At 69.0% G+C, this 21,646-nt stretch carries 23 protein-coding genes and 1 other RNA gene; 19 read left to right on the forward strand and 5 right to left on the reverse strand.

Annotated features, from left to right (window positions below; genetic code table 11):
- Position 1 precedes the first annotated feature (1 nt).
- Both GA0070213_RS06620 and GA0070213_RS06625 read left to right on the forward strand, forming a co-directional pair.
- Positions 2 to 607 (forward strand): FMN-binding protein, encoded by a 606-nt coding sequence (locus GA0070213_RS06620; RefSeq protein ID WP_091059039.1) that lies wholly within the window; start codon positions 2 to 4, stop codon positions 605 to 607.
- Between the two features lie 49 nt (positions 608 to 656).
- Positions 657 to 1,382 carry an FAD:protein FMN transferase gene (locus GA0070213_RS06625; RefSeq protein ID WP_091060082.1) on the forward strand — a complete coding sequence of 242 codons (726 nt, stop codon included), beginning with the start codon at positions 657 to 659 and terminating at the stop codon, positions 1,380 to 1,382.
- 367 nt (positions 1,383 to 1,749) lie between these two features.
- On the opposite strand, the gene GA0070213_RS06630 is transcribed toward GA0070213_RS06625, so the two are convergent.
- Positions 1,750 to 2,430, reverse strand: coding sequence for a bifunctional DNA primase/polymerase (locus GA0070213_RS06630; protein ID WP_175441233.1), 681 nt, complete (start codon positions 2,428 to 2,430; stop codon positions 1,750 to 1,752).
- 208 nt (positions 2,431 to 2,638) lie between these two features.
- Between GA0070213_RS06630 and GA0070213_RS06635 the strand changes: the two genes are divergently transcribed.
- The 7 genes from GA0070213_RS06635 to mctP all read left to right on the forward strand — a co-directional run bounded on the left by GA0070213_RS06635 (position 2,639) and on the right by mctP (position 9,400).
- Positions 2,639 to 3,868 (forward strand): helix-turn-helix domain-containing protein, encoded by a 1,230-nt coding sequence (locus tag GA0070213_RS06635; RefSeq protein WP_091059045.1) that lies wholly within the window; start codon positions 2,639 to 2,641, stop codon positions 3,866 to 3,868.
- A gap of 16 nt (positions 3,869 to 3,884) precedes the next feature.
- The gene (locus tag GA0070213_RS06640; protein ID WP_091059049.1) at positions 3,885 to 4,475 is read left to right on the forward strand and encodes a flavoprotein; all 591 of its coding nucleotides are present in this window, start codon (positions 3,885 to 3,887) and stop codon (positions 4,473 to 4,475) included.
- Positions 4,476 to 4,560: 85 nt separating this feature from the next.
- Complete coding sequence (locus tag GA0070213_RS06645) at positions 4,561 to 5,430, forward strand: Nif3-like dinuclear metal center hexameric protein (RefSeq protein WP_091059052.1); 870 nt, start codon at positions 4,561 to 4,563, stop codon at positions 5,428 to 5,430.
- Complete coding sequence (locus tag GA0070213_RS06650) at positions 5,427 to 6,164, forward strand: zinc ribbon domain-containing protein (protein WP_091059055.1); 738 nt, start codon at positions 5,427 to 5,429, stop codon at positions 6,162 to 6,164. The genes GA0070213_RS06645 and GA0070213_RS06650 overlap by 4 nt, the downstream gene beginning before the upstream one ends.
- A gap of 5 nt (positions 6,165 to 6,169) precedes the next feature.
- On the forward strand, positions 6,170 to 7,375 hold the full coding sequence (locus GA0070213_RS06655; protein WP_091059057.1) for a bifunctional RNase H/acid phosphatase: 1,206 nt from the start codon (positions 6,170 to 6,172) through the stop codon (positions 7,373 to 7,375).
- A 133-nt stretch (positions 7,376 to 7,508) separates the two neighbouring features.
- Positions 7,509 to 7,751: a DUF3311 domain-containing protein gene (locus tag GA0070213_RS06660; protein WP_091059060.1), complete on the forward strand. Its 243-nt coding sequence runs from the start codon at positions 7,509 to 7,511 to the stop codon at positions 7,749 to 7,751.
- A complete protein-coding gene (gene mctP / locus GA0070213_RS06665; RefSeq protein ID WP_091059063.1) occupies positions 7,751 to 9,400 on the forward strand; it encodes a monocarboxylate uptake permease MctP in 1,650 nt (549 codons plus the stop codon). Before GA0070213_RS06660 ends, mctP begins: the two co-directional genes overlap by 1 nt.
- Before the next feature lie 55 nt (positions 9,401 to 9,455).
- Here mctP and GA0070213_RS06670 read toward each other — a convergent pair whose 3' ends face one another.
- Positions 9,456 to 9,923 (reverse strand): MarR family winged helix-turn-helix transcriptional regulator, encoded by a 468-nt coding sequence (locus tag GA0070213_RS06670; RefSeq protein WP_091059066.1) that lies wholly within the window; start codon positions 9,921 to 9,923, stop codon positions 9,456 to 9,458.
- 56 nt (positions 9,924 to 9,979) lie between these two features.
- Here GA0070213_RS06670 and GA0070213_RS06675 point away from each other — a divergent pair, with 56 nt between their 5' ends.
- Positions 9,980 to 11,203 (forward strand): MFS transporter, encoded by a 1,224-nt coding sequence (locus GA0070213_RS06675; protein ID WP_091059068.1) that lies wholly within the window; start codon positions 9,980 to 9,982, stop codon positions 11,201 to 11,203.
- 7 nt (positions 11,204 to 11,210) lie between these two features.
- On the opposite strand, the gene GA0070213_RS06680 is transcribed toward GA0070213_RS06675, so the two are convergent.
- A complete protein-coding gene (locus tag GA0070213_RS06680) occupies positions 11,211 to 11,972 on the reverse strand; it encodes a sulfite exporter TauE/SafE family protein (protein ID WP_091059071.1) in 762 nt (253 codons plus the stop codon).
- An 869-nt stretch (positions 11,973 to 12,841) separates the two neighbouring features.
- Between GA0070213_RS06680 and GA0070213_RS31020 the strand changes: the two genes are divergently transcribed.
- From GA0070213_RS31020 to GA0070213_RS06700, 5 genes are all read left to right on the forward strand, one after another.
- Positions 12,842 to 13,819: a hypothetical protein gene (locus tag GA0070213_RS31020; RefSeq protein ID WP_139128634.1), complete on the forward strand. Its 978-nt coding sequence runs from the start codon at positions 12,842 to 12,844 to the stop codon at positions 13,817 to 13,819.
- A 133-nt stretch (positions 13,820 to 13,952) separates the two neighbouring features.
- Positions 13,953 to 14,543, forward strand: a complete 591-nt coding sequence (locus GA0070213_RS31025) for a cupin domain-containing protein (RefSeq protein ID WP_139128635.1) — start codon at positions 13,953 to 13,955, stop codon at positions 14,541 to 14,543.
- Positions 14,544 to 14,835: 292 nt separating this feature from the next.
- The gene (locus tag GA0070213_RS31425) at positions 14,836 to 15,534 is read left to right on the forward strand and encodes an FkbM family methyltransferase (RefSeq protein ID WP_281182266.1); all 699 of its coding nucleotides are present in this window, start codon (positions 14,836 to 14,838) and stop codon (positions 15,532 to 15,534) included.
- A 227-nt stretch (positions 15,535 to 15,761) separates the two neighbouring features.
- Positions 15,762 to 16,170, forward strand: an RNA gene (gene rnpB / locus GA0070213_RS06695) — RNase P RNA component class A.
- A 400-nt stretch (positions 16,171 to 16,570) separates the two neighbouring features.
- Positions 16,571 to 16,804 (forward strand): hypothetical protein, encoded by a 234-nt coding sequence (locus tag GA0070213_RS06700; protein WP_091059080.1) that lies wholly within the window; start codon positions 16,571 to 16,573, stop codon positions 16,802 to 16,804.
- A 200-nt stretch (positions 16,805 to 17,004) separates the two neighbouring features.
- On the opposite strand, the gene GA0070213_RS06705 is transcribed toward GA0070213_RS06700, so the two are convergent.
- Together GA0070213_RS06705 and GA0070213_RS06710 are read right to left on the reverse strand one after the other, a co-directional pair.
- On the reverse strand, positions 17,005 to 17,610 hold the full coding sequence (locus GA0070213_RS06705) for a P-loop nucleotide/nucleoside kinase family protein (RefSeq protein WP_091059084.1): 606 nt from the start codon (positions 17,608 to 17,610) through the stop codon (positions 17,005 to 17,007).
- 214 nt (positions 17,611 to 17,824) lie between these two features.
- The gene (locus GA0070213_RS06710; protein ID WP_091059088.1) at positions 17,825 to 18,163 is read right to left on the reverse strand and encodes a hypothetical protein; all 339 of its coding nucleotides are present in this window, start codon (positions 18,161 to 18,163) and stop codon (positions 17,825 to 17,827) included.
- Positions 18,164 to 18,646: 483 nt separating this feature from the next.
- Between GA0070213_RS06710 and GA0070213_RS06715 the strand changes: the two genes are divergently transcribed.
- The 4 genes from GA0070213_RS06715 (at position 18,647) to GA0070213_RS06725 (ending at position 21,529) form a co-directional block, all read left to right on the forward strand.
- Positions 18,647 to 19,330, forward strand: a complete 684-nt coding sequence (locus tag GA0070213_RS06715; RefSeq protein WP_245716285.1) for a tyrosine-type recombinase/integrase — start codon at positions 18,647 to 18,649, stop codon at positions 19,328 to 19,330.
- Between the two features lie 184 nt (positions 19,331 to 19,514).
- Positions 19,515 to 20,093 carry an HNH endonuclease signature motif containing protein gene (locus GA0070213_RS31030; RefSeq protein WP_175441235.1) on the forward strand — a complete coding sequence of 193 codons (579 nt, stop codon included), beginning with the start codon at positions 19,515 to 19,517 and terminating at the stop codon, positions 20,091 to 20,093.
- Between the two features lie 199 nt (positions 20,094 to 20,292).
- Positions 20,293 to 20,649: a nuclear transport factor 2 family protein gene (locus GA0070213_RS06720; RefSeq protein ID WP_091059091.1), complete on the forward strand. Its 357-nt coding sequence runs from the start codon at positions 20,293 to 20,295 to the stop codon at positions 20,647 to 20,649.
- A gap of 94 nt (positions 20,650 to 20,743) precedes the next feature.
- On the forward strand, positions 20,744 to 21,529 hold the full coding sequence (locus GA0070213_RS06725; RefSeq protein ID WP_091059094.1) for a maleylpyruvate isomerase family mycothiol-dependent enzyme: 786 nt from the start codon (positions 20,744 to 20,746) through the stop codon (positions 21,527 to 21,529).
- The last annotated feature ends 117 nt before the right edge of the window (positions 21,530 to 21,646 follow it).

The raw sequence follows: 21,646 nt of genomic DNA on the forward strand, positions 1-21,646 counted from the left end.
CATGCGTCGCGCGTTCCTGGCGATCACCGGACTGGCCGCCGGCACCACCGCCCTGGTGGTGCTCAAGGGCGGCCCGGGCGCCGGGCCGGCCACCGCCCAGGAGCTGCCGGCCGCGCAGGCCCCGGTCGTACCGGGCGGCTCACCCGCGCCCGGCGGCGCCGCCGCCACTCCCTCGGCCGCCGCGCCGAGCGTCTCGGCGACGCCCGGCGCGTCGGCGAAGCCGAGCGCCAAGCCGTCCGCCGACCGGAAGCCGGCCAGCCGGAGCAGCACCCGCACCAGCACCAGCACACCGGCCGCGCCGCGGACCACCACGAAGGCGCCGAAGCCGACGACCCGCACGGTCACCGGCTCGTCGGTCAGCTACAAGTACGGCTCGCTCCAGGTCCGGATCACGCTCAGCGGCAGCCGGATCGTCGACGCCACCGCGACCGGCATGCCGCTGGGCGGCCAGTCCGGGCAGCGCAGCGACGACGTGCAGGCCCGCTACAGCGGCAGCTCGGGCGAGGTGGTGGCCAAGCAGAGCGCCAACCTGAGCACGGTCTCCGGCGCCACCTACACCAGCACCGCCTACAAGCAGTCGCTGCAGAGCGCGCTCGACAAGGCCTGACCGCTTGGCCGCCGCCGGTCGGCCCGGGCTGCGCCGGGTCGAGCAGATCATGGGTACGGCGATCAGCCTCGACCTGGCCGACGACCTGCCCGCCGCCACGCTGCACGAGTTGGCGGAGCGGACGTTCGACTGGATGCGCGAGGTGGACGCGCGGTTCAGCACCTACCGGGACGACAGCGAGGTGTGCCGGCTGGGCCGGGGTGAGCTGCCGTTGGCCGAGGCCTCCGGCGACCTGCGGGCGGTGCTGGAGCGTTGCGCGGATCTGTGGACGTCCACGGACGGCTTCTTCGACGCGTACGCGACCGGCCGGCTGGACCCGTCCGGCTACGTGAAGGGCTGGGCGGCGCAGGTCGCCTCGGACCGGCTGGCGGCGGCCGGCGCGCCGAACCACTGCGTGAACGCCGGCGGCGACGTGCGGGTACGCGGTCGCACCGCCGCCGGTGAGCCGTGGCGGATCGGCGTGCGGCATCCGTGGGACCCGTCGGCCACCTGCCTGGTGCTGACCGGCACCGACCTGGCGGTCGCCACCTCGGGGGTCTACGAGCGCGGGCATCACGTCGTCGACCCGCGTCGGGGCGCGCCGGCGACCGGCCTGCGCTCGGTCACCGTGGTCGGCCCGGATCTGGGCGAGGCGGACGCCTACGCCACGGCCGCCGTCGCCATGGGCGAGCCCGGCATCACCTGGCTGGACCGCCTCCCGGCCCCCTGGCAGCACGCCGTGGTCACCGACGACGCCCGCCTCCTGCACTCCCGCACCCTCCCGACAACCCCCTGACCCCGCCCCCCGCCCGCGTCGACCCAGAAGTTCGTGTCACCCCCGACAGCCCGTTCGGACACCAACCCCCTGATCACCGGACGGCCCCGTCCCCGCCCCGGGTGGGACGGGGGACGGTCAGCGGAGGGGGCGGTGGAGGATGGCCGGGCGGGAGCCCGGGGGGCGGGGGCGGCCGGGGCGGGCGCCCCGGGGGCGGGTGAAGGTCCACGGGTGTGGGCGGCGGCGGTGGTGCCGCGGTGGTTCGGTGCCGCCGGTGTGGCGGGCCGCGTCGTCCTGGGACATCCTCAACCCCCGCTCTGGCGCGGATGCGCCCTCGCCAGACACAACGAGTGCGGTGGCGGGGAGGTCGCTGTCGGGCAGCCGTCGGTCAGCGCCCGCGCCGGGGCAGCGGGAGGTGACCGGGGAACAGGTCCGGGGTGAGCGTGATCCCGGCCGCCCGTAACGCCGCGATCAGCGCGTTCTGCACCAGGTAGGAGTCGGGCATCCGCCACCGGGCCTGTTCCGGGGCGACCGCCCAGCGCACCGTCCCCTCGGGGAGCCGGGTCGGCGGGGCGGGGATCCACGAGCCGGGTCCGTGCCGCACCACGTGGAAGCAGTGCTCCAGTTCCGGCCGCAGCGGGTCGCCGGGGCGGACCAGGAACATCCAGCGGCCGGTCGGGGTGACCAGCACCGGCCCGCGTACGCCGAAGCCGGCCGGGTGGGTGGCGACCGCGTCCAGCACCCGTCGGCCCAGGTGCGCGGCGACCTCCAGCACGTCGAACGCGTGCCCGGTGGGCAGCAGCACGCCGTGCGGCCGGCTGCGCCACCAGGTGGCCACCCGGGCCGGGTCGGCGCTGGCCGCGTGCTCCCAGTTCTCCAGCGCCGGGTGACAGCCCACGGTGGGGCAGCCGGCCCGGCCGCAGACGAAGCGCCGGTTGGCCAGGCAGGCGCCGGGCGTGACCGGCCAGCCGTGCAGCGCGTACCGGACGGCGACCCGGCGCAGCCGCACCCGCTCCAGCGGCGACAGGTGAGCGACGCGCGGTCGGACGTTCCCCCACATGTGTGCCATCCCCTCTCGCCCCACCGAATCCGTCCACCGCCACACGTCGAGAACCGTCACTGCCGTAACCCGCGATCGTTGAGTTGACGAACGGCCGGTGCAACTTGCACGAAAACTACGAGAACTGGCTGGACGGCTGACGCACAACCTGTGCGACCAGGGCAAACCTGGTGCACGTGGGGGTGGTCGCCGGCGCTGACCGGGGGAGGGGGCAGGGATGGACGAACTACCCATAGGTCGGCGGGTGGCCTACTGGCGGAGCCGCCGCAAGATGTCCCAGCAGGTCTTCGCCGACCGGCTCGGCAAGTCGAAGAGCTGGGTGGACAAGGTGGAACGCGGCGTCCGCCGGCTGGACAAGTTCTCCGTGCTCTACGAGATCGCCGACATCCTCCAGATCGACGTGCAACTGCTGCACGGCAAGGACCCGGAACGGCGCACCGACGCGCTCAACTGCATCGACCAGGTCGAGGTGGAGGAGATCCGCACCGCCCTGGAGCGCTACGACTCGATGAGCGCCTACTTCGACGCCGCGCCCTACCCGCCGCCGCTGGACGACATGCGCAAGGCCGTCAACCACGCCTGGCTCACCTACCAGTACGGCCGCTACGGCATGCTCACCCGCGCGCTGCCCAAGCTGCTGCGCGACGCCCAGGCGGCGGACGCCGTCTACGGCGGCGACGACCAGCGCCGCGAGGCCGCCCACCTGCTCGGGCAGGTCTACCAGATCGCCTCCTCGGTGCTGCGCAAGCTGGGCGAGTGCAACCTGGCCTGGCTGGCCGCCGACCGCTCGATGGCGGTGGCCCAGCGCGCCGACGACCCGCTGCTCGCCGGCATCGCCACCACCCGGGTCTGCAACGCCCTCGTCGCGATGGGTCGGCCCCGCCCCGCGCTCGAACTCAACGTCCGGATCGCCGACCGGCTCGCCCCCGGCGGCGACAACGACGCCGACCCGAGGCGGCTCTCCGTCTACGGCATGCTGCTGCTCCAGGGCGCGATGGCCGCCGCCCGCATCGGTGACTCGGCGACCGTGGACGACCTTCTCAGCGGGGCCGGGGAGGCGGCCGTCCTGCTCGGCGGCGACCACAACCACTACTGGACCTCGTTCGGCCCGACCAACCTGGAGCTGCACCGCGCCGCGGCAGCGGTCGAGCTGGGTGACGGCGGTCGGGCGGTGGAGACCCACCAGCGGATGAACGGGCACGCGTTCAACGCGCTGCTGCCCGAACGGCGCGCGCATCACCTGCTCGACCTGGCCCGGGCCTACTCCCAGATCGGCGACGTCGGCAACGCCGGCGACATGCTCCTGCAGGGCGACCGGCTCGCGCCGTCGGAGATCCGGTGCCGGCCGATCGCCCACGAACTCATGTCCGAGGTCCTCCGTCGCACACGGGGTGCGCCGCCGCCGCCGATTGCGGAGTTGGCTGAGCACATGGGAGTCGGAGTATGAGCGCGGGCCCGACCGGATGAGCGGTCCGCACACCAGCACCGGGCACCGCGGGGTGCTCTACGTCATCGCCTGCGGTTCGCCGCTGGCCCGTCACGTCGGCCGGCTGGTCGACCTCGCCCAGTCCGACGGCTGGGCGGTCTGCGTGGTCACCACGCCGGACGGCGCGAAGTTCGTCGACCGGGCGGCGCTGGCCCGCCAGACCGGCCACCCGGTCCGGACGCACTACAAGAACCCGGGCGACCCGGACGTGCTGCCCGCGGCGGACGCCATGCTGGTCTGCCCGGCCACGGTGAACACGGTCAACAAGTGGGCGGTGGGCATCACCGACACGCTCGCGCTCGGCCTGCTGGTCGAGGCGCAGGGGCTCGGGGTGCCGATCGCCGCCGTCCCGTACACCAACGTGGCGATGGCCGGGCACCCGGCGTTCCGGTCCAGCCTGGCCCGGCTCGCCGAGTGGGGCGTCCGGGTGGTCTTCGGCGACCACGTGGTCCGCCTGCACGCCCCCGGCACCGGCGAGCGGCACCTGGACGCCTTCCCCTGGGACGCCGGCCTGGCCGCCCTGCGCGGCGCGGCGCGACCCGTCGTGCCGGTCGCCCGCGCGGTGTGAGCACGGGGCCTCCCGGCGAGGTCCGGGGGCCCTGCCCGCCCGCCGTGGACGTGTCGCCCGCCGGACGCCGGTAAGCTGGCCGGCCGTGAGCACAACCGGATCCCCGCCCACGGTCGCCGACGTGGTGGCCGCCCTGGACCGCCGCTACCCGCCCGCCTGGGCCGAGGAGTGGGACCGGGTCGGTCTGGTGCTGGGCGAGCCCGACCACCCGGTGCGCCGGGTCGCCTGCGTGGTCGACGTGGTCCCGGAGACGGTCCAGGAGGCGCTCGCCGCCGGCGCCGACATGATCGTCGCCCACCACCCGCTGCTGCTGCGCGGCGTCTACTCGGTGGCCGCCACCACGTACAAGGGCCGGATCGTGCACCGGCTGATCAAGGCCGACGTGGCCCTGTACGTGGCCCACACCAACGCCGACGTGGCCGCCCCCGGGGTGTCCGACGCGCTCGCCGCCCGGTTCGGGCTGACCGGGCTGCGCCCGCTGCACCCGCCCCGCCCCGGGTCGCCGGCCGACGGGCCGGGCCGGGGCATCGGCCGGGTGGGCGAGCTGCCCACCCCGATGACGCTGGCCGAGCTGACCCGGCTGGCCGCCGCCGTGCTCCCCGTCACCGCCTGGGGCGTTCGCGCCGCCGGGGATCCCGGGCGTATGGTTCGTACCCTCGCCGTCAGCGGCGGCTCGGGGGACGGCTTCCTCGCCGACGCGGCCGCGGCCGGGGTGGACGCGTTCCTCACCGCGGACCTGCGCCACCACCCGGCCGGGGAGCACCTCGCCGCCGGCGGCCCGGCCCTGCTGGACGCCGCCCACTGGGCGACCGAACGACCGTGGCTGGACGACCTGGCCGCCCACCTGGCCGCCGAGCTGGGCGTCGAGACCGTGGTGTCCGACCTGGACACCGACCCCTGGACCGTGCACGCCGCCGCGCCCCGACCGGACGACGACAAGGAGCCCCGACCGTGAAGGCTGACCCGAAGGTGCAGCGTCGCCTGCTCGACCTGCAGGCGATCGACACCACGCTCGCGCAGCTGGCGCACCGCCGCCGGAGCCTGCCGGAACGGGCCGAGCTGGAGGCGCTCGCGCGCGAGCTGTCGGCGCTGGAGGACGAGCGGGTCCGTGCCCAGGTGGCCGTCGACGACCTGGACCGGGACATCGCCCGGCTGGAGAAGGACGTCGACCAGGTGCGGGCGCGCAAGAGCAAGGACGAGGCGCGGCTGGCCTCGGGCAGCGGCCCGGCCCGGGAGCTGGAGGCGCTCCAGCACGAACTGGTCTCGCTGAACCGCCGGCAGAGCGACCTGGAGGACGCCGAGCTGGAGCTGATGGAGCAGCGGGAGACCGCGCAGGGCGTGCTGGACGGCATCGAGAGCCGCCTCGCCGAGGCCCGGGAGCGCCGGGGCGCGGCCGAGCAGCGCCGCGACGACGCGCTCGCCGAGATCGCCAAGGAGGAGGAGTTCAAGCGCACCTCCCGCCGGCCACTCGCCGACGACCTGCCGACCGACCTGGTCACCCTCTACGACAAGATCCGCGAGGACACCGGCCTGGGCGCCGCGCTGCTCACCGGCGGTCGCTGCGGGGGCTGCCGGCTGGAGCTCTCCGGCGCCGACGTGGCCCGGATCCGCAAGGCGGACCCGGACGACGTGGTCCGCTGCGAGGACTGCCGCCGGATCATGGTCCGCACCAACGAGTCGGGGCTGTAGCCGTCGTGGCGGTGCGCGCGGTGGTGATCGAGGCCGACGGCGGCTCGCGGGGCAATCCGGGGCCGGCCGGCTACGGCGCGGTGGTCCGGGACCCGGAGACCGGTGAGGTGCTGGCCGAGCGGTCGGAGTCGATCGGCACGGCGACCAACAACGTGGCGGAGTACCGGGGCCTGATCGCCGGGCTGGAGGCCGCCGCCGAGCTGGGCGCCGCCGAGGTCGAGGCGCGGATGGACTCCAAGCTGGTGGTCGAGCAGATGTGCGGCCGCTGGCAGATCAAGCACCCGGGGCTGCGCCCGCTCGCCGCCCAGGCCGCCGCGCTGGTCGGCCGGTTCGACGCGGTCCGGTTCACCTGGATCCCCCGCGAGCGCAACAGGCACGCCGACGCCCTGGCCAACGCCGCCATGGACGCCGCCGCCGGCAAGCCCCCGACGGCGGCGCGGGTCGCGGAGCCGCCGCGCGAGGTCGCCGGCCCGGACTCGCCCGCCCGTGCCGCGGCTCGCGAGGTCGCGGCCCGCGCCGCCACCGCGAAGGCCACCGGCACCGACCCGGCCACCACCCCGGCGTCCTGGGAGCCCCGCCCGACCGAGGAGGGCACCCGGCTGATCCTGGTGCGCCACGGGGAGACCGAGCGCACCGTTCAGAAGCGCTACTCCGGTCGCGGCGACGTGCCGCTGACCGCGCGGGGCCGGGCCCAGGCCCGGGCCACCGCCGCCCGGGTGGCCGAGCTGGCGCCGTCCGTCGCGGCCGTGGTCAGCTCGCCGCTGTCGAGGTGTACGGCCACCGCCGAGGCGGTCTCCGCGCTGGTCGGCAACCCGCCGGTACGCCCCGACGACGACCTGATCGAGTGCGACTTCGGCATCTGGGAGGGGCGCACCTTCGCCGAGGTGCGCGAGGGCTGGCCGGGTGAGCTGGACGCCTGGCTCGCCTCCACCCGGGTCGCCCCGCCGGAGGGGGAGTCGTTCACGGCGGTCGCCGCGCGCACCGGCCGGGCGGTGGACCGGCTGCGGTCGGCGTACCCGGGGGAGACCGTGGTGGTCGTCTCGCACGTCTCGCCGATCAAGCTGGTGCTGCGCGACGCGCTCGCCGCCGGCGACGCGTTCCTGCACCGGCTCTACCTGGACACCGCGGGCGTCTCGGTGCTCGACCTGTACCCGGACGGCGGCGTCGCGGTCCGCCTCGTCAACGACACCGCGCACCTCCGGAACCTCTGACCCGGGGCGGCCGTTCGGCGCAGCCGGGCGGCCGCTCGGCGCATCGACGTCCGCCAGTCGAACGTGACCGCGCTCACATGGTCGTAGCCTCCGGCCGTCACATGGCCCGCTACGACCTCCCGGAGGGTGTCACATGGACGCACCGGAACCGGAGGCGCCGGACACGGCGCGATCCCGGGCGAAGGACAAGAGTCCCTGGAACTGGCTGCTCCTCATCCCGATCGTGGTGCCGCTGATCCCGGCGTTCTTCAACGCCGACTCGCCGCGGCTGTTCGGTTTCCCGCGCTTCTACTGGCTGCAACTGGCCTGGATCCTGCTGGGCGTCGGCACCACCACGCTGGTCTACCGGATGACCAGGAAGCGGGGTGAGCACTGATGTGGCGCGACCACCTCACCGAGATCATCGTCTTCTCCGTGCTGTTCCTGCTGGTCAGCGCCATGGGTTTCGTGGCGGCCCGGTGGCGCCGGCCGCAGGACATGGCCCACCTCGACGAGTGGGGGCTGGGCGGGCGCAGCTTCGGCGGCTGGATCACCTGGTTCCTGGTCGGCGGTGACCTCTACACCGCGTACACGTTCGTGGCGGTGCCGGCGCTGATCTTCGGGGCCGGCGCGGCGGGCTTCTTCGCCGTGCCGTACACGATCGTCATCTACCCGCTGGTGTTCCTGGTGCTGTGCCGGCTCTGGTCGGTGTCGCACCGGCACGGCTTCGTCACCCCGGCCGACTTCGTCCGCAACCGGTTCGGCTCGCCGGTCCTGGCGCTGCTGGTGGCGATCACCGGCATCGTCGCCACCATGCCGTACATCGCGTTGCAGCTGGTCGGCATCGAGGCGGTGCTGAAGACGATGGGGGTGACCGGGGACAGCGCGCTGGCCCGGCACCTGCCGATCATCATCGCGTTCGCGATCCTGGCCGCCTACACCTACCAGTCGGGGCTGCGCGCGCCGGCGCTGATCGCGTTCGTCAAGGACTCGCTGATCTACGTGGTGATCCTGGTGGCGGTGATCTACCTGCCCTACAAGCTGGGCGGTTGGGGCAGCATCTTCGACGCCGCCGACGCGAAGTTCCAGGCGACCCCGGCACCCGGCGACGGCATCCTGCTCAACGCCAACAACCAGCTGCAGTACGTGACGCTGGCGTTCGGCTCGGCGCTGGCGCTGTTCCTCTACCCGCACAGCATCACCGGCGTGCTGGCCAGCCGGAACCGGGACGTGATCAAGCGGAACATGTCCGCGCTGCCGGCGTACAGCCTGCTGCTCGGGCTGATCGCGTTGCTCGGCTACATGGCGATCGCGGCGAACGTGAAGCCGCTGCCCGGCGCGAAGGCCGGCAGCGTGGACGGCAACACGGTGGTGCCGCTGCTCTTCGACCAGCAGTTCCCGGACTGGTTCGCCGGCGTCGCGTACGCGGCGATCGGCATCGGCGCGCTGGTGCCGGCGGCGATCATGTCGATCGCGGCGGCGAACCTGTTCACCCGCAACATCTACAAGGAGTACCTGAAGCGGGACGCCACCCCGGCGCAGGAGGCGAACGTCTCGAAGATCACCTCGCTGGTGGTGAAGGTCGGGGCGGTGGCCTGCATCGTCTTCCTGGACCCGCAGTTCTCCATCGACCTCCAGCTCATCGGCGGCGTGATCATCCTGCAGACGCTGCCGGCGGTGGCGTTGGGCCTCTACACCCGCTGGTTCCACCGGGGCGCGCTGATCGCCGGCTGGGTGGCCGGCATGGGCCTGGGCATGTGGATGCTCTACCAGATCGGCAACCCGGCGACCGGCAAGAAGCACTTCGCCGGCTCGGCGTTCCCGCTCTCCGAGTTCGGCTTCGACACCAAGAAGACGATCTACGTGGGGATCGTGGCGGTGCTGGTGAACCTGGTGGTGGCCGCGCTGGGCACGCTGGTGCTGCGGGCGGCGAAGGTGGCCGACGGGCCGGACGGCACCACGCCCGACGACTACTTCGCCGACGAGGGGACGCCGCGCGCGACCAGCGCCGACCGCGCCGCCTCCGCCCCCGAACCGGTGGCGTAGAAGGAGGGGCCCCCGCTTAACGCATTCTGCATAGGCGGGGGCCCCTTTTAACACCTCAGCGGCGGCGGTTGCGCGCGTCGAGCGCCTCGTTGAGGCGGTGCAGCAGTTCGGCGAGGGTGTCGCGGTCCGTCTCGGACCAGCCGGCCAGCATCTCGCCGTAGAGCCGGGTGCGGGCGGCCTGCACGGCCGCCATCCGCTGGAGCCCGGCCGGCGTCGCGGAGATCACCGTGCCGCGTCCGTCGGCCGGGTCGGGGGTACGCGCGATCAGCCCGTCGCGCTGCAGCGCGGAGACCTGCCGGGTGACCGTGGACCCGTCCAGGTTGAGCCGGGCGGCGAGCGCCGAGACGTTCTGCGGCCCGGCCACGTCGAGGTGCCGCAGGATCACGTATGCGGCGCGGTCGAGCAGCCGGTGCTCCATGGTGCCGGTGCCGCGCCGGGTGGCCTCGCCCAGCCGCATCAGCAGGGCGACCTCGGTCTCGATCCGACCGAGTGTGACTTCCTTCGCGTGGTCGTCGTCGCTCATAGCTGTATGATACAAGGAAATTACCTGTACGATACAGCTATCTGGGAGGTTGCGGAGTGGATCGGCGATCCGAGCCCAACCGCAGTGCCATCTACGCCACCACGCTCGTGGCGTTCCTCGCCATCGCCGGCATCGCGGTGGTCGACCCCATCCTGCCCGCCATCGGCGAGGCCATCGGCGTGACCGCCTGGCAGGTCGAACTGCTCTTCACCGCGTACATCGCGGTGATGGCCGTCGGCATGATCCCGGCCACCCTGGCCAGCGGGCGGTTCGGCTTCAAACCGGTGCTCGTCACCGGCGTCTCGGTGGTCGGCCTGGCCGCCATCCTCGCCTCGTTCAGCAACGACATCGTCCAGCTCTCCGTGCTGCGCGGCGTCTGGGGGCTGGGCAACGCGATGTTCTTCGCCACCGCCATGGTGGTGCTGGTCAACCTCGCCAACGACCGGGAATGGGTGGTCGGCCTCTTCGAGACCGCGCTCGGCCTCGGCTTCGCCGTCGGCCCGCTGATCGGCGGCCTGCTCGGCGAGGTGAGCTGGCGGCTGCCGTTCTTCGTCTGCGGCATCTTCATGGTGCTCGCGCTCGGCGTCGCCGCCCGCAAGCTCCGCGAACCCACGAACAAGCAGGCACCGGTACGCGTCGGCCAGATCTTCGCCACCTACCGCAAGCCGGCGTTCATCACCCTCTGCGTGGTCACCGCCGCCTACAACTTCGTCTTCTTCGTGGTGCTCGGCTACACGCCGCTGTTCCTGCGCCTCGACGTCATCCCGCTGGGCCTGGCGTTCACCGGCTGGGGCCTCGGCCTGGCCGCCGGCATCCTGCTGATCGGGCACCGGCTCGCCCACCGGATCGGCGCGGTGCAGACCGTCGGCGTGGCCGTCGGAGGCCTGCTGCTCTGCATGGTCCTCTTCGCCACCTCCACCGGCACCGCCATGTCGCTGGTCGTGCTCGTGATCGCCGGCCTGTTCATGGGCCTGGCCAACGCCAACCTGACCGACCTGGCACTCGGCCTCGGCTCCGCCGACCGGCGCGTCGCCACCGGCGCGTTCAACCTGGTCCGCTGGGGCGCCGCCGCACCCGCCCCGATCATCTCCGGCAAGCTCGCCGAACACGGCCTGGCGCTGCCGTTCTGGGTCGGCTTCGGGGTCCTCGCCGTCGGCGTGCTGGTCTACCTCGCCTTCGGCCACCTGATGGCCGCCGGCTACGGCGAACGGGTGGTGTGGAACCGGGCCGCCCGCACCGCCGAGCACGCCCCGGAGGAGCCGGTGGGGGAGGCCTACTGACGGCCGGTCAGGTCAGCGCCCGCCACAGCAGGTAGAGGCCGATCACCGTGCCGAACAGCACGATGACCGTCTTCAACACCACCGCCGGGAGCCGGCGGGCCAGCCGGGCGCCCGCGTACCCCCCGACCAGGGTGGCCGGCGCGACCACCGCGACGGCCACCCACTGCACCGGGCCGAACAACGCGAACACCACCAGCGTGGTCAGCCCCACCATGGCCGAGAGCAGGTTCTTCACCGCCGTGACCCGGGCCAGCGTCGCATCCAGCACCAGCGCCAGCCCGGCCACCAGCATCACCCCGAGCGCCGCGCCGAAATAGCCGCCGTACACCGTGCCGACCAGGACCATGGTCTGCACGGTGACGGTACGGCGGCGCGGGCTCAGCCGCGCCGGATGGCCGACCAGCCGGCGCAGCGGATCCTGGAACGCGAGGATCGCGGTCGCGCCGAGCACCAGGAACGGCACCACCACCTCGAACGCCCGGGCCGGGGTGGCCAGCAGCAGCACGCAACCAACCACCGTGCCCACCGCGGCGGTGGGCAGCAGCGACCACAGCGCCCGACCGCGCGGCAGGTCCGCCCGGCTGCCCGCCACGCTCGCCACGTAGCCGGGGAAGACCGCCACCGAGTTCGACACGTTGGCCGCCACCGGCGGCAGCCCGGTCGCGATCAGCGCCGGGAACGTGATCAGCGAGCCGCCGCCGGCGACCGCGTTCACCGTGCCCGCGGCCAGACCGGCGACGACCAGCAGCGCGACGTCGGAGAGATTCATGATTCCCGAGGCTAGTACGCCCGGCCGGAACTCAACCTTTCGCTACCCTGCGGCGTTAGCAGTCCCCCTTCCTGACAGATACGCGGGCGCCGACCTGATTCGGCGGATACGCGATCCTCAGCGACACCCCTCCTAGTCGTGCCGGCCTCCGACGATGCGGTGCGGGTGAGGGCGACGTTCGGGTTCGAGAGCCGTCCGGTGACAGCGCCTGTGACGAGTGGCATCGTGGTCTTCACCCATGACGGTCGGCGCTGCCGTGCAGAAGGTGAACGAGCCCGGCTCCGGCGAGTAGATCTTCGACGAGCAGCTCATCTCTGCGTGGTGACGGCGTCCCCGGGGAGAAGCCCTCCGCAGATCGGCTTTGTGGCGTTGCCCGTCCGAGCCCCGCCCGGCTGCTAGGGCCGGGCCTCTGGTCATCGCAATGTAGTGCCCTCCGGCCGAAGGAGACGGAACGGCCTCCTGGTGACCGCTGCTACGCCACCAGCCGCGCGTACTCAAGCTCCGGGAAAATAGCTGTCGGTTATCCGACTACTTGGAGACGAGTCGTGCGAGGGCAGCGATGGTGGCAGTGCCCGTGGCACGTGGCGGGGCGGGTCCGCAACTCGATGAACAGGCCTATCCTGGGGAGGGTGGATTGCCACGAAGTCACACGTCCAGGGTCCAAGATTGCGCCTTGCGATCGGGAATTCCTACGCACTTGATCAGTTCCGTTAATGAATTAGCGATTCATGGGTTTTTGTCACGTTCTTTCATTGCCTCCCAAAGGTCCTCAATCTGGTCACTGTTTCGTCTTGGCGAACAGTCGCAGTTTAGGCGATTCAGCCTTTCCCTCGAATTGTCGAAAATTTTGCGAACGAGGGCAGGTTGAGGTGACGGATCAGCAGAATAAACTTAGGCAAACGCTAAGCCGGTATGCTGTCGGGCTAGCGGGCTTGGTGACGATAGTCGGCGGGGCGGTGCTGGCTGGTCGCGACGGCACGTTAACCCTCGACGAACTACTCTCCGCGATCGGTCTCAACTTGATCGCTTCGGTGATATTTGCCGTGACGTTCTTCCTGCTCAGTACGAGAGTTCAGGAGCAGATACTTCTCGATGTAGTCCGTGAGCACAATAGCGAGTTGCGTGGCGAATTGGTCAGGACCATGGGCGGCCACTACGACAGGTTTCTTCCCGTGGCGGTCTATCCTCCGAGTGACGAATTCAATCCAAGATTCAACGAGGCTATAAGCAACAGTCTCGCGTCAACCAATCTATATGCTTTTCGAGGAGTGAGCGCGAAGTACGTCGCGGCTCGTCTTCGCCGTTCTCCTCACACTCCGCAACAGGTGAAAATTGCAATGCTCGACCCGCGGGCGACGAAGGCCGTCTGGCGAGCGGCATCCGATAGACAAAGACGCGAAGCGCCGAACCCAGTGGATGAGGAGTTGTTTCACCGGATTGAGGACGAGGTCCTAATGTCAATCGTCGCACTCTTCGATTGTCGTCACATCTGTCCAATCGATATCGCCCTGAGTGCGGCGACCGGCACAACAAGGATAGAGATATTCGATGACTTCGTGTATGGCTCGTGGTATCGGCATCCAGAGGCCGAAGAGTTCAACTTTCCGGAGACCTTCTGCTTCAGGGCAGGTTCCTTTTTCTACGAGTACCAGCGTCTGGAGTTATTCCGGAGATTGGAGATAGCTGAAGAAAAAATCAGTTTCGATTCAGGCACGCCGGAGGGAGAGTTACTCAGCACCCTCGGTTCGGTGGCGCGCCGTGAAGTGTCTACCGAAGACGTAGCGGGCTGGCGAGAAAAATACGCCATCTACATGGGTTCTTTCGCAGAGCACCTTCGACGCATCTAGGCGCACGCGGTGAATGCGGAGTTGGTGATCGTCGCTGGGGTGTAGGATGACTTGCCTCAGATCCTCGCTCGCAGCAACGGAAGAATAGATGTCCTCCTTTTTTGGCCACGCGTCACCGCTACACGGCTTTCCCGTGCTTGATCCCCTGCCCTGGCAGCAAAATCCATATGCGGCTCGCGAGCAGGCTGTTGCCTTGCTCCAAGCTGAAACGGGGCCGTTTGGAGCTTTTTCGGCATGGTTCGCCCAGCTCTCGAGCGACGAGTTCTATGAGGTCGATCATCGATCGGTTGAAAAGACCACCCACAATAAGTGGTACTTGGGCCACCGTCGGCGATCCTATTACGTATGGCTCCACCAATATCAGTCGCCGGCCATTTTTGCGCAGGCCGGCAGATTTGCGGCTAGCGTACACAATCACCGATATGCTTTTTGTTCGCTAGTGCTGTCGGGTGCATTAACTGTCACGAGGTTTACGATAAAAGACGATGATGTTGCGGTACCTGCGGAAACGTCGGTCTTAGGTGTTGGGTCGACAATGAGCTTGAGCTCAGATGACGTTCATAGAGTTGATGCGGTAGAGAAGAACACGCTGACATTGCTCATCCAAGCGCACGAATCGCGGCACTACAGTACCCGCTATCGATTGGCCGATGGCAGTCGCGACATGATTCCGGACCACACGGCCCAACGCGCGGGCCTCCTTGCATTGCTGAAGCGTAATTGAAATGCAGGTAGATTTTTCGTTAAACTCAGTCAGCTTGTGGCGATTTCGTCGAATGCGACAGCTGAATAAACTTCTGTGTAGAGGTTGGCCCGGAAATTCGATTGGCCTCCAGTATGCCCTGGCTCGGCGGCTCCTCCCGTCAATTCGAGGTTGTATTGACGTTCCCACGCAATACGGATTCGACATTCTGCTCAGAGTAGATCCGCTGGGAGGGCCGCTCCAGGGCTCGGTGGAACGGAACATCTATTACTTGGGTACCTATGAAGCTGGCACGTTGCACGAAATTGGGCAGATGCTTTCGCGGCGCTCGGGAGGGAGTTGCTTCGTAGACGTGGGAGCTCATTGCGGATTGATGTCACTGTTCGCGGCCCATCGGGCCGGCGCACGGACTGTTGTTGCGATGGAGCCGGCCGAAGAAATGTATGAAGTCCTCGCTTCTAATATGAAGCGACATGATGTCGAGTTCGCCACCAGCCACTGCTTCCAGGTGGCCGTGGGTTCAAAGCGAGGGGTGACTTCCTTGCTGCGCGACCCAAATAATAGTGGAGCTACGAGAGTGGTTGAGGGCCCGACCTCCAGTGCGCTTGTGCCGATGGTGACGCTCGACGAGATCATCGCAAGAACCGAACTATCCCGAGTGGATCTAATAAAGATTGATGTTGAAGGACATGAGCGTGATGTTCTTGCGGGAGCGAATGAAACGATTGCTCGTCATCGCCCCGATTTGATCCTTGAATATGATTTTTCCGAACGCGACACTCATCTTATTGACGATCTGTGCAGGCTCGGCTACGATGTTTATGTTTTGAGTCGATCACGGCACATAGTGTCAGACTTAGTTCCTTTTAAGGATATTGCGCACACTCGTTCGAGCGTGGATAACCTGTTTTGCTTCCCCCGGCCATGGGCAGAGAGCTTCTCACCAGCTTCGGCCGCGCAGCACTGCACCCTGAGGTCCCCCCATCCGAGGGCGCCGGGTGCGGATTGGTGAGTGGCAGACCGAGCCTGCCGTTCTCGTCAGCCACGCTGGATGCCCTCCCGCGCGGCCTTTCAGGTCCGCGAGGGGCTTCTCCCGCCACGCGGAGTTGGCCTACCCCGGTAGCGCACATCAGCCAACGGGCCGCCGGCCTACCAACGGTCGGAACGTCCGCCGCTAGGCGGCGCATGATCCGCAAGACGATGTCCGGGGGAGCGTCGTTAGGATGGGGGCGCGACGGACGAGTCGACCGGGCGGTCGCGTCGGCGGGCTCCGGCCCGCCGCCGAGGAACGTCCGGACTCCACAGGGCAGGGTGGTTGCTAACGGCAACCCGGGGTGACCCGCGGGACAGTGCCACAGAAAACAGACCGCCGGCCCGTCACGGGACGGTAAGGGTGAAACGGTGGGGTAAGAGCCCACCAGCACCCCGGGTGACCGGGGTGGCTCGGTAAACCCCACCCGGAGCAAGGCCAAGAAAGGGCCGTCACCGCAAGATGACGACCCGCGCAGACGCTTGAGGGCTGCCCGCCCGATGTCTGCGGGTAGGCCGCTGGAGCCTGCCGGCGACGGCAGGCCTAGATGGATGGCCGCCGCCGGTGCGCCTTCGGGCGTGCCGGGCACAGAATCCGGCGTACAGGTCGACTCGTCCGTCGCCCACCAGCTCAGAGCCTCGATCATGGCTCTGAGCTGGTTCTATGTCCGGGCGTCGATGGTCGTTCATGGTCAACTTTGGCCCGGCGTTTGACGCCCTGACGACGCCCTAGACGCCCTGGAGACGCCCTGAGCGCCGGCTCAGACTGACCTCTCCTCGGGTCGGGTTGGCTGCGCCGCTGTGGGCCGTCTGAGGGGCCGCCGCTCGATGGTTCCGGAGCGGGGCCGGCGGCTGCGGGGGAGGGTCGGACACGTCCTGGTGGTGGAGCTGGTGCCGCGACCCGGTGATCCGGTGGCAAGCCAGTCCCGGGGTTGGACTGGCGCGGCAGACGGAAGCCCTGACGCACGACCAGGCCGGCCCGCTGGCTTCCGTAGCGGCCTCGGTGATCCCATTCGTGGATGACGTGGGACGAGTGCGTGCCGGAGCTGCTGGAGCACCTGGGGGAGATGGGCCTGGTCGCGATGGTCAAGATCGACGGGGAGCGGGAGCGCAAGCCCTGGACGGTGGTGGTCTCGGGTCAGCGGCTCCCTGGTCAGGCGATCAGGGTCGATGGCCATAGCCTTGAGGACTGCCTACGCCGTCTGGTCGCCACGCTTCATGAGCGCTTTCCGAATGAACTCGCGCTGAGCTGAGATCGCGACCGTGGGGCGGTGCCTTGATCCAAAACAGAGCAATTCGGCAAGGTGCGATCGGCTCACAGCGATCGGCTCACAGTGTGGTCCGACAACTGATGTGCGACACAGATCCGCCAGGTGATCCGCGACGGCGCGTTGAACCTAGAGGTACATGAGTGCACTTGGAGGCACGCAGCCCCGTAGACGCCGGGGTTCTGTTAGGTCCAATCTCGCCCGGCTTGCGCCCACGCGTTCCGGTCTACTGGCTGAGGGCCCTGCTGCAGCCAAGTGAGGATGCGCCCGGCCTGTTCCTGCGGTGTCCCGAAGGACGACTCCACGCGGAGAGCTTGGTCGGAGTAGGGGAAGGCGTCGGCGCGTTCGCGGACGAGATCCTCGTCGAGATCCGTGGCTTGACGCCGCGCCCGGAACCTGGTCACTGCCTCGTCAGAAGCCACGAAGAACTCAACGATCCATAGCGGCGCAGGGGAGCCGGCTAACGCTTTCAGCAGGCTGCCACGCTGATCACGACGCGCATAGGTGCATTCAAGGAACACAGTCTGTCCCCGATCGACGAGCATCCGAGCCAGGAGATGCGCGCCGTCGTAGGCCCCCATGCGGTCGTCGCGGTTCCTGTCGGACGCAGGAAAGAGGAGGTCGAACAGAGCGTCGACCTCCAGGTGCCTCCGTCCGGGCTGAGACGCCATCGCCTTGACGACCGTGCTTTTACCCGAGCACGGAGGGCCTGAGAAAACGACGATCCCATTGCCGGTCATATCTGCTGGCAGGTGGTCGTCGGCCACAACTGAAACCTCCGAACGGATCATGGGGCCGAAGTGTCGAGAGCCTACCCGGGGCGACCGCCCGCGGATGCCCCGCCGAGGCGTCGCAGATCACCTGGCCGACGCATGTCGCACATCCGTCGACGGAGGACAGCGATCGGCCCACAGTGTCGTGCCCCGGGACATGCTTGACAGTTGCGTCCCAGCAGATACTTGACAAGATCGCGCCAGGGCACCGGTTGTCGGATTGACGTACGCGTCAGACGCAATCCCAGAAGAAGCGGCCTTCGCGGAGGTCCGGAGAGAGGAAGGCGTATCCGGTCCCTCCGCCGAAGTTGAGGGCGTAGGCGTCATCGGGTCCGTGGCCCTCGCCGCCGTCAAGTTGGAAGTGGAACCGCCAGTCGGCCGGTATTCCCTGAAGATCGGTCTGCCATAGGTGGGCCTTGCCCCCGACGTAGCTGTAGGGCGGAAGCTCGCTGCCGTGCGCATCGACAGCGTCGGTGAGGTCCAGCAGTACGCCTGCCCGTTCGGCCTCTTGGCGTGCGATCTCCGCGTCCAGGGTTGCCTCGGCGGCTGGGTCCGGTGGAACCAGGTCCACGGCGAGTTCGACGCCTACATGCTCGTCCCATGTCGTGCCCCGTCGCCACAGGGACGGACCGGTGGCCGTGTCGGTCGTAGCGATGAAGGGTGGGATGCGGCCACAGGGTTGAACCAGGAGTGCGTTCTCGCCGGCCTAACCGTCGAAGGTCTCGGCCGTGCCTTGAGGATCGTCGGTGACGAACAGGTAGGCGAGACTCATGGGTTCACCGGGAATGGGGATCTGGCCGACGAACATCATGGGTGTCCCCAGGCTACGAGACAGCGGCCAGGTGGGCGGTCCGAGCCAAACGGGTTGGCCGCCTAGCTTCGCTCGCGGCACGTGAATGGGCGCCTCTGCTGGTAGCAGCCGCATCTGCAACCGGGGAAGTAGCCAGGCATCGCCAGGCCCGGTGCAGTCCTGCTGGATCGTGACGGGGACCGGTGGCACTCCACTCATCAGGCGATGCTAGGCGGAGTCGGATGGCATCGGCAGCCGCGGAGGTTGTCTAGGCCGTTAAGCGGCGCGGCCGTCGACGACGAACGGATCGCGAAGAACCCGTGTTCGGCGAAGTCGGTCACCGCGCCGCGACCGGTGCAGCGTCGGGTGGTGCCGCTGCGCTACGACCAGGTTTCGGCAATCCGCGGTGGCCTCGCCCAGCGGTACCGGGCGATGGTCGATCTGGGCGCCGGCTGCGGTCTGCGGCAGGGCGAAATCCTGGGGCTCGGCGTCGACGACATCGACCTTGACGCCGGGTGGGTGCACGTCTCGCGTCAGGTCAAGCTCGTCCGCTCCCGGCTCGTCTTCGGCCTGCCCAAGAACGACCGGGACCGCCGGATACCGCTGCCCGACTCCGTCGCTCTGGTGCTGCGTCAGCACATCGACGACTTCCCGCCGGTGTCGCTCACCCTGCCGTGGGAGAACCCGGCCGACGAGGAGCGGGTGACGGTGCCGCTGCTGTTCACCACCACCCGGCGGGGTGCGATCAACCGGCACACCTTCGACGACAAGAGTTGGCGCCCTGCCGTACGGGCGGCCGGCATCACGCCGACCCGGGCCACCGGCATGCACGCGCTGCGCCACTTCTACGCCTCGTCGCTGCTGGATGCGGGGAAGAACATCAAGGCCCTGGCGTCGTACCTCGGCCACGCCGACCCTGCTTCACGCTCCGGGTCTACACGCACCTGATGCCGGCCAGCGAGGAACACACCAGGCAGGCCATCGACAACCTGTACCGGGCAGCGACGTAAGCATTGGGTTTCTGATGGCCTCATATGGTTCTCCACTGCTACCTCTGTCGTACGTCCGAGTTAACGTCCCGCAAGGTGATGAATTCACACGGGAGGATCGGATGGCTCAAAGTCGCGGAGCGATGCCCAGCCTGTACCGGGTAGCGGAGTATTGGATGCCTCGTTATGAGGCAATTTTCCCCAATCTCTATGCCCATTACATCGGCTGGGGCGAGCCGTTCTGCTTCAGGTGCAGTTGGCTGGCACCAGTTGACGACACGCAGGGAAGTCTTGCTGCGGTGTGGAGATCGGCAGGTGGGTGGTTGGAGAGAGCGCATCTGCATGACTGGGCGCTCGGCGGCTCGAACGAACCTGAGAACCTGGTTCCCCTCTGCCGGCAATGCCACGACATCATGCCCGAGTTCTCTTGCAGGCAGGCTGCGATCTCCTACGTCGCCGAGGGTGTTCGTAAGAACTGCTGGTGGCAGCTGTACACAGATGGAACGTTCGGAGCAAGCGCAGGCTTTCCCAACCCGCCCTTCAAGGCGAAGCTGTTACGTGACGCCTACGTTCGGTTCGTCGAGGTTGAAAGGCTGGTCGGGGCTGCCACCAACGGCGATGAGAGTGCTGTGATGCGAGTCCGGCACCTGATTGGCGATCCGTCCTGGCCTGCCCTCCCGTCGAGAGGTGCCAGTGTTCAGTCGGAAAGTCAGACGCCCTGACGACGCCCTGAGAGGCTGTTAGGAGGGTGAAACGCCTGCTCAGAGCACGTGCACCCTTCACAATCCGGCATACAGGTCGACTCGTCCGTCGCCCACCAGCGCAGAGCCGGCCGGTCGTCCGCCGCGCCGAGTGCCGTTGCCGTTCTGCCGCGAGCGAAGCCGCTTGTCCGGTGGCGGGGGCGCTGGCGAGGATCGGTGGATGGATCTCCATACTGCGGAACGGCAACTCCAGGCCGCTCAGCGCGGCGGCGATGTCGAGGCCCTCGACGCGCTTCTCCACCCCCGGGTCGTGGGCGCCGGACCCGATGGCGCGATCTTCTCGAAGGAAGACGACCTGGAGAGCCATCGCTCGGGGGCCCTGCGGATCACGAACCTGGTGGAGGAGTCGCTCGACGTCCAGGAAGACGGTGAGACCGGGATGACGCGGATGGTCGCCGCGGTGGACGCGGTTCAGGGCGGCACTGTGGTGTCCGCGCGGTTGCGCTACACCCGGCTGTGGGTGCGTGAGGACGGCAGATGGCAGGTGTTGGCCGCCACCATCGTCCCGGTCCGGTGACCACTTCAATGGGGAGGCGGCAGCGTGAGCGGGGACGCCACCTCGGCTGCGAAATCCGTTGTCCGGTCGTCGGAGCCCCGTGCTAGAAAGCCGGGTGCCCAAGACTCTCACGTTCCTGGATCATCTGCGGTTGATCGAGGAACGGTCGACCGCCTTCCGTGCTGCGGTCGCCGCGGCGCCCAGCCTCGACCTTCAGGTGCCGACCCATCCCGAGCGGACGCTGTTCGATCTCGTACGACACGTGGGCCTGGGCCGTCGTAAGACGGCCGCCATCGTCGCCGCCGGGCCCGCGGACGCGCCCCCGGAGACGTCGGCGTGGGAGGACGGTGCGGGTGCGCCTCGGGATCGCGACGCTCTGCTGGCCTGGTGGGCCGAGTCCGTCGAGCAGTTGACGAGCGCGCTGCGTGCGGCCGGCCCGGATCGCGGCTGTTGTACGTGGTGGGACGACTCGCCGTCACCGCAGACGTCGGGCGCCTGGGCGCGACGCCAGGTTCCCGAGATCGCGGTGCACACCTACGACGTCCAGCTCACGGTGGGTGCCCCGCAGCCGCTGTCGGAGGAGGTCGCCCTCGACGGTTTCGACGACTGCCAGTTCACCCTCTGCGCGACGACGGTCGCCTGGCCACACGCCCCCGCCGTCGTCGACTACCACGCCGTCGAGGGTCGCTCCTGGCGCCTCCGGCTTTCCGGCGACGGCGCACAGGTCGCCCACCTCACGTCCGCTGCCGGCGCGGACCTCGACGCGGCCGACGTCTCCGCCCGGGGTACGGCCAGTGACCTGGTCCTGTTCTTCTACGGCCGCATACCGCTGGATGCGCTGGAGTTCGAGGGCGACCGTCGCATCTTCGATCGGCTCGCAGCCTGGGACCCTTCCGTGTGACAACCCGATGACGTGCGATCTCGTGCGGTGCGACCGCCTAGATCGTGCGTCGTGACGGCGCGGGCTCCACCGCAAGTTGTCTCAAGTAATTGACACAAAGGCCGACCTCCCGCGACC

Source organism: Micromonospora humi, from assembly GCF_900090105.1.
Classification (GTDB): domain Bacteria; phylum Actinomycetota; class Actinomycetes; order Mycobacteriales; family Micromonosporaceae; genus Micromonospora; species Micromonospora humi.

Excerpts from the sequence above, each read along its gene's own strand:
- GA0070213_RS06620 (WP_091059039.1), top strand. The coding sequence starts at position 2 with ATGCGTCGCGCGTTCCTGGCGATCACCGGACTGGCCGCCGGCACCACC.
- GA0070213_RS06625 (WP_091060082.1), top strand. The coding sequence starts at position 657 with ATGGGTACGGCGATCAGCCTCGACCTGGCCGACGACCTGCCCGCCGCC.
- GA0070213_RS06630 (WP_175441233.1), bottom strand. The coding sequence starts at position 2,430 with ATGGCACACATGTGGGGGAACGTCCGACCGCGCGTCGCTCACCTGTCG.
- GA0070213_RS06635 (WP_091059045.1), top strand. The coding sequence starts at position 2,639 with ATGGACGAACTACCCATAGGTCGGCGGGTGGCCTACTGGCGGAGCCGC.
- GA0070213_RS06640 (WP_091059049.1), top strand. The coding sequence starts at position 3,885 with ATGAGCGGTCCGCACACCAGCACCGGGCACCGCGGGGTGCTCTACGTC.
- GA0070213_RS06660 (WP_091059060.1), top strand. The coding sequence starts at position 7,509 with ATGGACGCACCGGAACCGGAGGCGCCGGACACGGCGCGATCCCGGGCG.
- mctP (WP_091059063.1), top strand. The coding sequence starts at position 7,751 with ATGTGGCGCGACCACCTCACCGAGATCATCGTCTTCTCCGTGCTGTTC.
- GA0070213_RS06670 (WP_091059066.1), bottom strand. The coding sequence starts at position 9,923 with ATGAGCGACGACGACCACGCGAAGGAAGTCACACTCGGTCGGATCGAG.
- GA0070213_RS06680 (WP_091059071.1), bottom strand. The coding sequence starts at position 11,972 with ATGAATCTCTCCGACGTCGCGCTGCTGGTCGTCGCCGGTCTGGCCGCG.
- GA0070213_RS31425 (WP_281182266.1), top strand. The coding sequence starts at position 14,836 with ATGCTTTCGCGGCGCTCGGGAGGGAGTTGCTTCGTAGACGTGGGAGCT.
- GA0070213_RS06700 (WP_091059080.1), top strand. The coding sequence starts at position 16,571 with ATGACGTGGGACGAGTGCGTGCCGGAGCTGCTGGAGCACCTGGGGGAG.
- GA0070213_RS06705 (WP_091059084.1), bottom strand. The coding sequence starts at position 17,610 with ATGATCCGTTCGGAGGTTTCAGTTGTGGCCGACGACCACCTGCCAGCA.
- GA0070213_RS31030 (WP_175441235.1), top strand. The coding sequence starts at position 19,515 with ATGCCCAGCCTGTACCGGGTAGCGGAGTATTGGATGCCTCGTTATGAG.
- GA0070213_RS06720 (WP_091059091.1), top strand. The coding sequence starts at position 20,293 with ATGGATCTCCATACTGCGGAACGGCAACTCCAGGCCGCTCAGCGCGGC.